Here is a 13327-nt window from a genome sequence, read left to right on the forward strand (position 1 = left end):
GTGATCGCATGAGCACCGCCCTGGGCATCGGCCTCGGGGTCCTGCTGATCCTCGCCCTCACGGCGGCGACGGGCTACTTCGTGGCCCAGGAGTTCGCCTACGTCGCGGTCGACCGCAACGCCCTGCGCCAGCTCGCCGCCGAGGGCGACGCCCCCGCCGAGCGCGCCCTGCGCGTCACCTCGCAGCTGTCCTTCACGCTCTCGGCCGCGCAGTTCGGGATCACGGTGACCGCCCTGCTCGTGGGCTACGTCTCCGAACCCCTCGTCGGCGCCGGCATCGCCGAGCTGCTCGACCCCTCGATGTCGTATGCCGCCCGCCTCAGCCTGTCGGTCACCGCGGTCCTCGTCTTCTCGACCGTCGTCCAGATGGTCTTCGGCGAGCTCGCCCCGAAGAACCTCGCCATCGCCCGCACCGTGCCGCTCGCCCGGTCGCTGAGCCGCTCGACCCTCGTCTACCTCACGCTCGCCGGCCCGGTCGTGCGCCTCTTCGACCGTGCGTCGACGACGCTGCTGCGCAAGGTGGGCATCGAGCCCGTCGAGGAGCTCGAGCAGGGCGCCACGGCCGAGGACCTGACCAGGATCATCGACGAGTCCCATGCCGGGGGCCTGCTCGACGACGACCTCTCCGACGTGCTCGAGGGCGGCCTGCGCTTCCGTGAGCTCGACGCCGGCGACGTCATGACGCCCCGCGTGCGGGTCACCACGGTGCACGCCGACGCGACGGTCGCCGACCTCGTCGACCTGCTCGACACCGGCTGGTCGCGCTTCCCGGTGACGGGCCGCGACGGCGACGACATCGTCGGGGTCGCCGGCATCGCGGAGGTGCTCTCCGTCGAGCCGGAGCGCCGGGCGACCACCCTCGTCGGCTCGGTCGTGTCGGAGGCCACCGTCGTGCCGACGAGCGCACCGCTCCCCCGCGTCCTCGAGCAGATCCGCGCCGACCACCGCCAGCTGGCCGTCGTCGTCGACGAGCACGGCGGCTTCGCCGGCATCGTCACCTTCGAGGACATCGCCGAGGAGGTCGTCGGCGAGATCCTCGACGAGGACGACGCGCCCGAGCCGGGCGTCGTCGAGACCGCCCCGGACACCTGGCGCGTCCCCGGGCACCTGCGCCTCGACGAGCTCGACACCGCCACCGACCTGCGCCTGACGAGCAGCGACGAGTACTCCACCATCAGCGGGCTCATCCTCGAAGACCTCGGTCGCACCGCCGTCGTGGGCGACGAGGTGCACCTCGAGGCGCGCCGCGAGATCGCGCACGACCGGTTCGGCGAGGACGGGTCCGACTCCGACACAGGCGAACCCGCCGAACCTCGTGACGACCACCCTGACCACCACGACCACGAGACCCGCCACCTGCCCGTCTCGGTGCGCCTCACGGTCGAGGCCGTGGAGCGCCACGTCCCGTCGTGGGTGCGGGTCGAGGTGCTCGACCTCATGTCCGACCTCGAGAGCCTCGACGCCGACAACGACGCCGATGACGCTGCCGGCATGGCTGCCGACACCGATGCCGACACCGATGCCACGACGGAGGCCGGCCGATGACCACAGCCCTGCTCGTCTCGCTCCTGCTCCTCGTCCTCAACGCGTTCTTCGTCGCCGCCGAGTTCGCCCTCGTCGCCAGCAAGCGGCACCGGCTCGAGGTGCTCGCCGAGCGCGGCAGCGTCGCAGCCCGGGCCGCGGTCCGCGGCAGCCGTGAGCTCTCGCTCATGCTCGCGGGCGCCCAGCTCGGCATCACCCTGTGCACCCTGGGGCTCGGCTCTCTCGCCAAGCCCGCCGTGGCCGAGCTGCTGACGCCGGTGTTCACCTTCGTGCGCGTCCCCGACGCCGCGGCCTACGTCGTCTCCGTCGTCCTGGCCGTCGGCATCGTCGTCTTCCTGCACATGGTCGTCGGCGAGATGGCGCCCAAGTCGTGGGCCATCGCCCACCCCGAGCGGTCTGCCGTGCTGCTCGCCCTGCCCTTCCGCGGGTTCGCGTGGGTCATGCGTCCGGCGCTCAGCGTGCTGAACGCGATGGCCAACGGGTGCCTGCGCCTCGTCGGCGTCACGCCGCAGGACGAGCTCGGCCAGGTCCACGGGCCCAAGGAGCTGCAGCTGCTCATCGCCAGCTCGAAGGACCACGGCATGCTGGCCGAGCCCGAGCACCGCGTGCTCGCCGGCGCCATCGACCTCGACACGACACCGCTGACCGAGGTCGTCGTCCCGCGCGAGCGGTTCGTCTCGGTCGACGCAGCCGCGACCTGCGCCGAGGCGGAGGCCGTCTCGCGCGACACCGGCCGTTCGCGGCTCGTCGTCCTCGAGGGCGACACCCCGTTGGGGATCGTGCACGTGCGGGACATCGTGCGGGCCGTCCCCGGCTCCCCCGTCACGACGGTCACGGCACCTGCCGTCCACCTCGACGAGGGCCTGTCGCTCCTCGATGCGGTGTCGACGATGCGGGCGCAGCACGCGCAGCTCGTCCTCGTCGACGGTCCGTCCGGACCGGTGGGTCTCGTGTCGATGGAGGACCTTCTCGAACGCGTGCTCGGCCGCTTCGACGACGAGACCGACGGGTGACGTCGCGCCGGGAGCCTTCGTCCCTTCGGGCGTGTTTCCGGCGGTGTCTCCGGCGGTGATGCAGATGGTGCGGCGTCCGGTGGGGTGATCACCCCACCGGACGCCGCACCGTCACGCAGCCCATCGGGCCGATCCGTGCAGGGGGCGGGTCAGAGCACCTCGACCTTGGACGGTCCGGCGAAGTGGCACGCGACCTCGTGGTCGCCGATCTTCTGCACCAGCGGGATCTCGGTGGTGCACCGCTTGCGCTCGGTGTCGCTGAGCTCCTCGCGGAACCGGGGGCAGCGCGTGTGGAAGACGCAGCCCGACGGCGGGTTGATCGGCGAGGGCAGGTCACCCTTGAGCAGGATGCGCTCGCGCTTGTTCTCCTTGCGCGGGTCCGGGATCGGCACGGCCGAGAGCAGGGCCTGCGTGTAGGGGTGGAGCGGGTTGGAGTAGAGCTCGTCGCGGTCGGCGACCTCCATGAACTTGCCGAGGTACATCACCGCCACGCGGTCGCTGATGTGGCGGATCACCGACAGGTCGTGGGCCACGAAGACGTAGGTGAGGTCGTACTCGGCCTGCAGGTCCTCGAGCAGGTTGACCACCTGGGCCTGGATCGACACGTCGAGGGCCGACACGGGCTCGTCGCACACGATGAGCTTCGGGCGCAGCGCCACGGCGCGCGCGATGCCGATGCGCTGGCGCTGGCCGCCCGAGAACTCGTGCGGGTAGCGGTTGTAGTGCTCCGGGTTGAGGCCCACGCGCTCCATGAGGCTCTGCACCTCGGCCTTGACGCCACCCTTCGGCGTGATGCCCTGGATGTCGAACGGCGCGGCGACGATGGTGCCGATGGTCTGGCGCGGGTTGAGCGAGCCGTAGGGGTCCTGGAAGACCATCTGCATCTCGGTGCGCAGCTTGCGCAGGTCGGCGCCGTGGGCGCCGGTGATGTCGCGACCGTTGTAGTGGATCGAGCCGCCCGTCGGCTCGAGCAGCTGCAGCATCGTGCGGCCGGCCGTGGACTTGCCACAGCCGGACTCGCCGACGAGGCCGAGGGTCTCTCCGCGGCGGACCGTGAAGGAGATGCCGTCGACGGCCTTGACCGGGTCGGAGGCCCTGCGGATGATGCCCGAGGTGCGCGTCGGGAAGTGCTTCTGGAGGTCCTTGACCTCGAGGATCACGTCGGACTCAGGGTGGGTGGTGGTCACGATGAGGGCGTCCTAATCTCCGTGTCAAAGATCGCCTTGCGCTTCGGCGCCGGGATGAGGCACCGAACGGGGTGCCAGTCCTGCACGTCGAACTCGGGGACGATGGTCGAACAGCCGAGGTTCTCGTCGTCGCGGTAGGCGCAGCGGGGGTGGAAGGCACAGCCGGAGGGAGGGCTGATGAGCGACGGCGGGTTGCCGGGGATGGGCTGGAGGCGCTCGAGGCGCTCCCGGTCGATGCGGGGCATCGACTGCAGCAGACCCCAGGTGTAGGGGTGCTCGGCCGAGTAGAAGGTCTGGTCGGCCGTGCCGCCCTCGACCGCCTTGCCGCCGTACATGACCATGATCTTGTCGGCCATCTCGGCCACGACCCCGAGGTCGTGCGTGATGATGATGATCGCCGAGTTCATCTCCTTCTGGAGATCCATGAGCAGCTCGAGGATCTGGGCCTGCACCGTGACGTCCAGCGCCGTCGTCGGCTCGTCGGCGATGACGAGGCGCGGGTTGTTGACCAGGGCCATCGCGATCATCGCGCGCTGGCGCATGCCGCCCGAGAACTCGTGGGGGTACTGGTCGATGCGCTTCTGGGGGTTGGGGATCCCGACCCGCTCGAGCATGTCGACGACGTGCGCACGCGCGGCGGCCTTGGAGGCCGAGCCGTGATGGATCTTGTAGGCCTCGACGATCTGGTTGCCCACCGTGTAGTAGGGGTGAAGCGCCGAGAGCGGGTCCTGGAAGATCATCGCGATGTCGCGGCCGCGCATGACGCGCAGCTCCTCGTCCTCGAGCTTGAGCAGGTCCCGGCCCTCGAAGCCGATGCTGCCCTCGACCTTCGCCCGGGTCCCGCGGTGCAGGCCCATGATCGCCTGGCTCGTGACGGACTTGCCCGACCCGGACTCGCCCACGATGCCGAGCGTCTCGCCGGCGTTGAGGTCGAAGGTGAGTCCGTCGACGGCCTTGACCAGGCCGTCCTCGGTCGGGAAGGTCACCTTGAGGTCGCGTACGGAGAGCAGTGCCTCGCTCGTCCCCTCGGTGGGCACCCAGGTGCTCATGCGTTGTCCAATCCTTGATGGTGCAGCGGCCGGGTCCAGGTCAGCTGTACTTCACGCGCGGGTCGATGACCGCGTACAGCACGTCGACCACGATGTTGGCGGTGATGACGAACGTCGCGGCCACGAGCACGATGCCGACCGTGACCGGGAGGTCGTAGGTCGTGGCCGCCATGACCGCGGTGCGCCCGAGTCCGTCGTAGTTGAACACCTGCTCGGTGATGATGGTGCCACCCAGCAGGCCACCGAGGTCCAGACCCGCGACCGTGGCGATCGGCGTCAGTGCGCCTCGGAGCGTGTGCTTGAAGAGGATGCGTCCGGACTTCAGGCCCTTGGCCTGGGCGGTCCGGAGGTAGTCCTCGCCCTTGGCCTCGAGCACGAAGGCGCGAGTGAGCCGGATGTAGCCCGCGATGTAGACGAGCGCGAGCGTCAAGGCGGGCAGCAGGAGCCCCTGCAGCCACAAGCCGACGCCGCCGTCGGCGATCGAGGTGTAGGCCGGGACCGGGACGAGTCCCCACTTGAGCGCGAGGAAGACGTAGAGCCCGAGTCCGATGAAGAACGTGGGGAAGGCATAGAACACCAGGGCGCTGCCGACGATGGCGCGGTCGACCAGTGTCCCCTTCCGCAACGCGGCCACGATGCCGAGCCCGACGCCGGCGATCATCCACATGATGAAGGCGGCGATGGCGAGCGAGGCCGAGACCGGCAGCTTCTCGACGATGATGTCGCGGACCGGTCGGCTCGACTGCGGGGAGTACCCCAGGCAGGGGGCCGGGCAGTCGGCGATCGTCTCGGGGGCGGACTTCTTCAGCTCGGGGTCCTTGGGGAACTCGCTGCCGACGAAGATGCCCTTGGTGAAGTCGACCCAGTACGACAGGACCGGCTGGTCGTAGCCGAGGGCCTTGCGGTTCTGCTCGAGGAGCTCCGGAGTGCAGTTCTTCCCGCACGTGTAGCGCGCCGGGTCGACGGGACTGGCGAAGAACAGCACCATCGTGACGAGCGACATGGCCAGGATCATGACCATGCCCGCAGCCACTCTGCGGACGATGTACGCGAACATGTGCGAGGTCGCCCCGAAAGGGGGCTCGTCCTTCCGGTAGTAAGGATGAGGCGAGTGGGACCGGTGTCGAGCACCGGAAAAGGTGGGGGGCGGGCGAGCCGCCCCCCACCCGGTGCGTCAGCTCATCTCAGAGCCGGTGCACCGTCCGGTCGTGTCACTTGTTGACGCTGATGACGCCCAGGTCCGGGAACATGCTGACAGCCGGGTTCTGGTTGTAGTTGCCGACACCAGAACCGTGCAGGAAGTAGAAGTTCTGGATGTAGTTCGGGATGTAGGCGACGTCCTTGCCGAGGAACGCGTCCAGCTCCTGCCACTTGGCGTTGGCTGCGTCCTGGTTCGGCGCGGCCGCAGCCTCGTCCATGATCTTCTCGGCCTCGGGGTTCTTGTAGTTGCCGTAGTCCTGGCCGTTGGACTTGCCCGTCAGGTTGATGCGGGAGTCGAACAGCGCCGGCAGCACCGTGAAGATGGACGGGTAGTCAGCACCCCAACCACCCTCGGTGACGTCGAACGAGTTGTTCGCCGGGTTCTGGATCACGTCGTAGTACGTGTCGGTCAGCGGCGCGAGCTTGACGCTGAAGCCGGCCTTGTCCCAGCCGGACTTCAGGGCCGCGGCAGCGTTGTCGCTGGTCGGCGTGCCACCCTGGTAGGTGTACGTGATCGGGTACGGCATCGCGACGCCGGCTTCCTGGAGGAGCTTCTTCGCCGCGGCGGGGTCACCGGCCGGGGGCATGCTCGCGAAGGCCGGGTTCTCCTTGTAGCCGGGCAGGTCCGGGGCGACGAGGCTCTTGGCGAGCGTCGCGGCCTTGGCGCCACCCAGGGCGTTGATGTAGCCCGCACGGTCGGTCGACATGGCCAGGGCCTGTCGGACCTTGAGGTCCTTCATCTTGTTGAAGTTCGGCAGGATGTAGAACGTGTACGGCGAGGGGACGTTCGTCGCACGCTTCTCGACGGCACCGGTGATCTGGTTGTAGAAGGCCGGCGGGATCGAGCGGTCGGTGACGGCGTACTTGTCGTTGCCACCGTCGGCGATGAGACGCTGGGTGATGATCTCGTTGGTCAGACCCTCGGTGAAGACGAACTTGTCAGGGTTCGCCTGGCGGTTGCCGTCGGTCTTCGGGTCGTACTGGTCGTTGCGCACGAACGTGGCGCCCGTGCCCTTCGTCCACTTGCCACCCTGGGCCTTGTAGGGGCCGTTGGAGAAGATGACGAAGTTGTTCTTGTCGCCCTGGTCCTTGTCCTGACGGAACGGAGCGGCGAAGTTCAGGCCGGCGACGGCCATCGGGAAGTCGGCCCACGGCTTCTCGAAGTTGAACGTCAGCACGTTGCCGTTGCACGTGACGGCCTTGTCGTAGACGTCCTGGCCGGTCTTGAGGTACGGGCCCTTGTAGGCCTTGGCGACCGACGGCAGGTAGTTGAGCGGGTAGATCGACGGTCCACCCGTTAGGACGTCGGTGGCGAAGTTGCGCGAGAAGCCGTACTTGAAGTCCTCACACGTGGTCGGCTTGCCGTCCTCCCACTTGACGCCGTCCTTGATGGTGAACGTCCACTTCTTGCCGCCGTCCTCGCTCTTGCCCGTGTCGGTGGCGACGTCGGGGATGGGAACGATGGCGTCCGCGCCCGACTTGCCGGCGGGGAACTGCAGGAGGCCGCGGTAGACCAGGCGCTGCTGGTTGAAGATGTCGCGCCCGATGTAGGTGCGCTGCGGGTCCATGTGCTCGGCCGGACGCTTCGTGAGCCAGTAGATCGTGCCGCCCTTCTGGGCGCCCCCTGCCGCATTGGACCCGGTGGTCGTGCCACCGGTGGTGCCACCCCCGCCGCACGCGGAAACTCCGAGCACGGAGGCGACCCCCAGAGCTGCGAGGGCCGTAGTCCTCTTCCTGCTGCTCATACCACTCCTTTGACGAAACGCACCGATGTAACGGCGCTCCCACCCTCGGGCGGTTGCCGAGGGCAATCTTCCATGTGCCTGCGCCTGTGCAGAAGCCTGGGCGGGAGGCATCATCGGTCCGCCTTCGGGTCGAGGGCGTCACGCAGTCCGTCGCCGAGCAGGTTGAAGCTCAGGACGACGGTGGCGATCGCCAGACCTGGGACGAGGAAGAAGATCGGGACGCTCGAGGCGTAGTTGACCGAGTTGGCCAGGATGTTGCCGAGCGTCGGTGTGGGGGGCTTGATGCCGACCCCGAGGAAGGACAGTGCCGCCTCCGCCGAGACGTAGGCGGGAAGGACGAGCGTGCCGTAGACGAGGATGGGTGCCCACAGGTTGGGCAGGAGCTCCTTGAAGTAGATCCTGCGGTTGGAGGCGCCGAGGCTGCGCGCGGCCTCGATGAACTCGCGCTCCCTCATCGACAGGACCTGGCCGCGGATGATGCGGGCGAAGGTCGGCCAGCCGAAGAAGCCGAGCACGAAGATGATGTAGAGGCCCGTGGCGACGTTGTCGTTGGGGACCACCCTGCCTATGAGCTCGATGAACATGCCTGACAGGGCCAGCAGCATCAGGGTGACCGGGAAGGCCAGCACCATGTCCGCGAAGCGGGAGATGCCCCAGTCCGCCCAGTGCCCGAGGAAGCCGGCGATGAGCCCGAGCACCGTGCCCACGACGACGGCGATGAGGGTCGCGCTGATGGCCACGATGAGCGAGAACGTCAGGCCGAGCACGACGCGCGACAGCGTGTCGCGGCCGGTACCGGGCTCCACACCGAGGGGGTGGCTCCAGGACATGCCGCCGAAGGCACCGCGGGGGTAGCCGCCGAGGGCCGGGTCGATGAGCTCGGGGTTGAAGTCGTTGGGCTTGAGGATGCCGACCGCGTCGAGGATCGGCGCCAGCACGGCCATGAGCACCACGAGGGAGGCGACCGTCAGCGCGATCATCGAGAGCTTGTCGCGGCGCAGACGCGCGCGGGCCAGCTGCCACGGGGTGCGACCCTCGATCTTCTTGGCCGGGGTCTCTTCCTCGAGGTCGAACGTCTCGGTCGCCGTCCCCGCACCGAACTCGACGTCCCGATGGATCTCCGACACGACCTCGCACCTCGATTCTCGTCGTTCAGGCGGTCGTCGCCGGACCTGGTTTCGGCCCCGACAGCCCGCCGTGGCTGCATCTCGCTTCGGGGACGCTAACGCACCGGCGGCTCTCGTGAAAGGCACTTCGGCCGAAACCTCGAAGTTGGACCCCGGCTGAATCCGAACCGTTACCGTCTCGAAATGTGGAACGAGCGCGGCCGGTCCCGGCACGGCCGGGCCGGCGAGGCGTGCCCGGAACCCGACGCCCACGAGCTCGACTCCCGGGAAGCAAACCGCCCCCGTGATGGTTGAGCGCTGCATGAAGGTGGAGATCTGGTCCGACATCGCCTGCCCGTGGTGCTACATCGGCAAGCGTCGCTTCGAGAGGGCGCTCGCCGCCTTCCCCCACCGGGGCGACGTGGAGGTCACCTGGCGCAGCTACCAGCTCGACCCGACCCTCCCGGACCACCACGACGGCAGCGAGCTCGACTACCTCGTCGACCGCAAGGGCATGTCGCGCGAGCAGGTGCGGGGGATGTTCGACGAGGTCACCGCGATCGCGGCCGAGGAGGGCCTGCGCTACGACTTCGGGTCGGTCGTCGTCGCGAACAGCTTCGCCGGCCACGAGCTGCTCCACCTGGCCAAGACCCACGGGGTCGGCGACCGCGTCAAGGAGGCCCTGCTCTCGGCCCACTTCGAGCACGGCGAGGACATCGGTGACCGGGACGTGCTCGTGCGCATCGGTGTCGAGGCGGGGCTCGACGCGGAAGAGATCGCCCGCGACCTGCAGACGCACACGTGGCGAGACGCCGTCGTCGCCGACATCACGGCCGCGAACTCCCTCGGCATCCGGGGCGTTCCGTTCTTCGTGCTGGACGACACGTACGGCATCTCCGGCGCCCAGTCGACCGAGCTGTTCACACAGGCCCTCGAACAGGCCTGGCGCGAGGCGCACCCGCTGCAGATGGTGCAGCCCCTGACCGGCGGGACTCCCGGCGGCTCGGACGTGGCCTGCGGTCCGGACGGCTGCGCCGTCTAGCAGCTCGCCACGCCTCGCCGGCTCAGGCCGGTCGGGCCCCCGCGGCCGCCACGAACGGCGCCACCGGGCTGAGCCGGAGCACCTCGTCGAGCCGCCGCGTCACCGTCGTCGCCCCGTCGACGTGCACGCGCCCCGACCGCAGCGCGACGGGCAGCGGCAGACGGCCGAGCCACACGGCATACAACGACGCGACGTCGCTGCTGATCGTCACGTCCACGGGGAAGCCGGGATCGCTCATGCACACCGACGGGGTGCCGTGCTCGACGAGGATCCAGAAGCGTCGGGCGTCGTCGACGAACCGCAGGTGGAGCACGTGGCGCTCGCCGACGAGCCCCGAGGTGTCGACGCGCGTGTGCATCCACCAGACGAGCAGCTGCGCATCGAGCTCCTCCGGCTGCGGGTCGCCGAACATCCAGTCCGCTCCCCACTGGGCCAGGCCGAAGACGACCGGCTCGAGGGCGCGGCCCGACGGCGTCAGCACGTAGCGTGCGCCCGAGCGCTCGACGACGCCGAACCGCTCGAGGTGACGCAGCCGCTTCGTCAGGAGCGTGCGCGAGAGCCCGGGCAGCCCCCGCGCGAGGTCGTTGAAGCGCGTCGTGCCGGTCATCATGTCGCGCAGGATGAGCAGCGACCACCGCTCCCCCACGACGTCCAGCGTCCGCGAGATCGGGCAGTACTGACCTGCCCCGGGATCGTGTCGTCCCATCCCCCACCTCCGGTCAGGGACCGCCGCCGTCGTTGCCGCGGCCCACCGACTCAGTATCGGTCCCGAACGTGGACCACGACAGTCCACAACGTGTACTGGAGCGGCCACCTGCGCTCGTCGGACTCTGGACGGACGGCCCCTCAGGGGCCCCGGGCCGCAGCGGCCCGTCACCGATGGAGGGACGAGCATGACCACGCACACCCAGACGCCGGCAGCCACCGCCGACGCAGAGCTCAAGGCCCGCCACGCCGCGCTGTGGGCGCTCGGCGACTACGCGGCAGTCGCCCGGGAGGTCATCCCGGAGCTCGGCCGCGTCCTCGTCGACGCGTGCCACGTCACCGCCGGTCAGGACGTCCTCGACGTCGCCGCCGGCACGGGCAACGCCGCGATCCCGGCCGCGCGCACCGGCGCCCACGTCGTGGCCTGCGACCTCTCGCCGGCGCTGCTCGACGTGGGACGACAGGTCGCCGACGAGGCCGGGATCCGGCTCGAGTGGAAGCAGGGGGACGCCGAGGCGCTGCCGTTCGCGGACGCGTCGTTCGACGTCGTGATGTCGAGCGTGGGCGTCATGTTCGCGCCGCACCACGAGGCCGCCGCGGACGAGCTCGTCCGCGTCGCCCGCCCGGGCGCCACGATCGGGCTCGCGAGCTGGACACCCGACGGTTTCATCGGCCGGCTGTTCGCCGTGATGAAGCCGTATGCCGCGTCGCCGCCTCCCGGCGCCCAGCCACCCCCGCTGTGGGGCGACGAGGCGCACGTGCGCGACCTGCTCGGCGACCGTGTGGTGGACCTGACGGCCGAGACGCGTGTGCTCCCAGTGCATTTCGACCGACCTGAGGCATTTCGCGACTTCTTCAAGCGCACGTACGGACCGACGATCGCCACCTACCGCGGCATCTCCGACGACACGGACAAGGTCGCAGCGCTCGACGCAGCGCTGGCCGACCTCGCGCGTGACCACCTCGACGGCGCGGGGCAGATGGGCTGGGAGTACCTCCTCGTCACGGGGCACCGCTGGGCGTGAGTCTGTTAGAAGATCCTCATCCGGGACGTGAGGCGCTCGGGGACGCCCGTCCCTAGACTCGAAGCACCTTCCGCCTCCGGATGGAGTTCTCGTGGCTTCCACCCCGTTGGGCGGTCGGCGCACGCGATGGGGCGGCAGGGGCGGAGCATCTCGACGTCGACTGGCCCCCGGCCTTCTGGACACTGCTCGTGGTCGCAGCGCTCGCCGTGCCGCTGTGGGCGCTGTGGTCCGCGCCGGACGGGGTGCACCGCGAGCCGCTGCACGTGACCTCGCTCGTCGCAGCCCTCGCCGCGACGTCGTTGCTCGTCCTGACCTTCGTGCTGCCCAGCCGCTTCCGTCCTGTCACCGGCTACCTCGGCGTCGAGCGGCTCCTGCGCAACCACCGGGCCCTGGCGCTCGGGGCCGTGGCCCTCGTCGTCGTCCACGTCGTCATCGTGCTCGTCCGGCCGGGTCCGGGGGCCGCGCTGCTCGACCTGCGGGTCGCGCCCCCACGCGTCTGGGCGGCGAGCATCGCGACGCTCGCGCTCGTGGGCGTCGTCGCCCTGGGCCTCACCCGGCGACGGCGCCGACCCCGCTACGAGGGCTGGCGCCTCGTGCACGTGCTCCTCGCCCACATCGTGCTCCTCGCGACGGCCCTGCACGTCCTGTGGCTCCAGGACCTCACGCGCTTCGACTCGGCGAGGATCTGGTTCGAGGGGCTGGGCCTGCTGCTCGTCCTCGCCTTCCTGCACCGGTGGGTGTGGCGGCCGCTGCGGTCCTTCCGCAACCGCTACGTCGTCGACGAGGTGCGCCAGGTCTCACCGACCGCGACGACGCTCGTCCTGCACGCGGCCGGTCACCCCGGGGTCCCCTTCCGCCCCGGCCAGTTCGCCTGGCTCAAGATCGGCACCTCGCCGTACGTGTTCGAGGAGCACCCCTTCACCATCGCGTCGGCGGCGACCGAGCCGTGGCGCAAGGAGTTCACCATCAAGGGCATGGGCGACTTCAGCGAGCTCGTCGCGGGGCTCCGACCCGGGCGCAGCGTCTTCATCGACGGGCCGCACGGCTCGTTCACCCTCGACGGGCTGCGCTCGGACCGGTTCGTGCTCATCGCCGGCGGCGTCGGCATCACGCCGATGCTGAGCATGATCCGGACCCTGGCCGACCGCGGTGACGAGCGTCCAGTCCTACTCGTCGTCGCCGGCCGCACCGCGGACGACCAGCTCCACCGCGCCGACGGGGAGCACCTCGGCGACCGCCTCGACCTGCAGCTCGTCGAGATCCTCGAGGAGCCGCCGGACGACTGGGAGGGCGAGATCGGCTACTTCACGTCGGACGTGCTCGAGCGCGCTCCCGCGGCGTCGGGCCCGCGAGGTCGTCGACTACTTCATCTGCGGTCCCGGCCCCATGGTCGCCGCCGCGACGGAGATCATCGGCGACCGGGGCGTGCCCTCACGCCGGATCCACACCGAGCTCTTCGACGTCGTGTAGGCCGAGCCCGGCCGAGGACGACGTCGCGATCCCGGAGAGAGCCGGCCACACGGCATGCGCGGGCCAGAGTTCGTGGACGAGGAGGGACGCTGACCGTCCCGCCCCCGGACACAGGAGAGGCGCCACTCGCTCGGGGGTCCGAGTGGCGCCTCTTCTATCCCCACTATCGCGGGGACCGGAGCAGGCGTTACAGGGCACGACGGACTTTTCTTCGGTGATCCCCGCAGGCCTCCGTCGAGGCCGC

General features: G+C 69.8%; 11 protein-coding genes. 5 read left to right on the top strand and 6 right to left on the bottom strand.

Going from position 1 to position 13327, the window contains the following annotated elements; all coding sequences use genetic code 11:
- Positions 1–8 precede the first annotated feature (8 nt).
- Positions 9–1544 (top strand): hemolysin family protein, encoded by a 1536-nt coding sequence (locus U5C87_RS20940; RefSeq protein WP_330474358.1) that lies wholly within the window; start codon positions 9–11, stop codon positions 1542–1544.
- Positions 1541–2554 carry a hemolysin family protein gene (locus tag U5C87_RS20945; protein WP_330474359.1) on the top strand — a complete coding sequence of 338 codons (1014 nt, stop codon included), beginning with the start codon at positions 1541–1543 and terminating at the stop codon, positions 2552–2554. Before U5C87_RS20940 ends, U5C87_RS20945 begins: the two co-directional genes overlap by 4 nt.
- Positions 2555–2703: 149 nt before the next feature.
- Here U5C87_RS20945 and U5C87_RS20950 read toward each other — a convergent pair whose 3' ends face one another.
- From U5C87_RS20950 to U5C87_RS20970, 5 genes are all read right to left on the bottom strand, one after another.
- On the bottom strand, positions 2704–3741 hold the full coding sequence (locus U5C87_RS20950) for an ABC transporter ATP-binding protein (RefSeq protein ID WP_330474360.1): 1038 nt from the start codon (positions 3739–3741) through the stop codon (positions 2704–2706).
- Positions 3738–4790: an ABC transporter ATP-binding protein gene (locus U5C87_RS20955; protein WP_330474361.1), complete on the bottom strand. Its 1053-nt coding sequence runs from the start codon at positions 4788–4790 to the stop codon at positions 3738–3740. Before U5C87_RS20955 ends, U5C87_RS20950 begins: the two co-directional genes overlap by 4 nt.
- A 40-nt stretch (positions 4791–4830) precedes the next feature.
- On the bottom strand, positions 4831–5823 hold the full coding sequence (locus U5C87_RS20960; RefSeq protein WP_443082082.1) for an ABC transporter permease: 993 nt from the start codon (positions 5821–5823) through the stop codon (positions 4831–4833).
- A 178-nt stretch (positions 5824–6001) separates the two neighbouring features.
- Positions 6002–7684, bottom strand: a complete 1683-nt coding sequence (locus U5C87_RS20965) for an ABC transporter substrate-binding protein (protein ID WP_330474363.1) — start codon at positions 7682–7684, stop codon at positions 6002–6004.
- Between the two features lie 161 nt (positions 7685–7845).
- Positions 7846–8862, bottom strand: a complete 1017-nt coding sequence (locus U5C87_RS20970) for an ABC transporter permease (protein ID WP_330474364.1) — start codon at positions 8860–8862, stop codon at positions 7846–7848.
- A gap of 301 nt (positions 8863–9163) precedes the next feature.
- On the opposite strand from U5C87_RS20970, the gene U5C87_RS20975 reads away from it, so the two are divergent.
- Positions 9164–9883, top strand: coding sequence for a DsbA family oxidoreductase (locus U5C87_RS20975; RefSeq protein ID WP_330474365.1), 720 nt, complete (start codon positions 9164–9166; stop codon positions 9881–9883).
- Between the two features lie 22 nt (positions 9884–9905).
- Here the strand turns inward: U5C87_RS20975 and U5C87_RS20980 are convergent, their stop codons facing one another.
- Positions 9906–10589, bottom strand: coding sequence for a winged helix-turn-helix transcriptional regulator (locus U5C87_RS20980; RefSeq protein WP_330474366.1), 684 nt, complete (start codon positions 10587–10589; stop codon positions 9906–9908).
- Positions 10590–10776: 187 nt separating this feature from the next.
- On the opposite strand from U5C87_RS20980, the gene U5C87_RS20985 reads away from it, so the two are divergent.
- Positions 10777–11613, top strand: coding sequence for a class I SAM-dependent methyltransferase (locus U5C87_RS20985; RefSeq protein WP_330474367.1), 837 nt, complete (start codon positions 10777–10779; stop codon positions 11611–11613).
- Positions 11614–11801: 188 nt separating this feature from the next.
- Positions 11802–13301, top strand: a complete 1500-nt coding sequence (locus tag U5C87_RS20990; RefSeq protein WP_330474368.1) for a ferredoxin reductase family protein — start codon at positions 11802–11804, stop codon at positions 13299–13301.
- The last annotated feature ends 26 nt before the right edge of the window (positions 13302–13327 follow it).

Origin of the sequence: Terrabacter sp. C0L_2 (assembly GCF_036352015.1) — a bacterium.
GTDB classification, from domain to species: Bacteria; Actinomycetota; Actinomycetes; order Actinomycetales; family Dermatophilaceae; genus Terrabacter; species Terrabacter tumescens.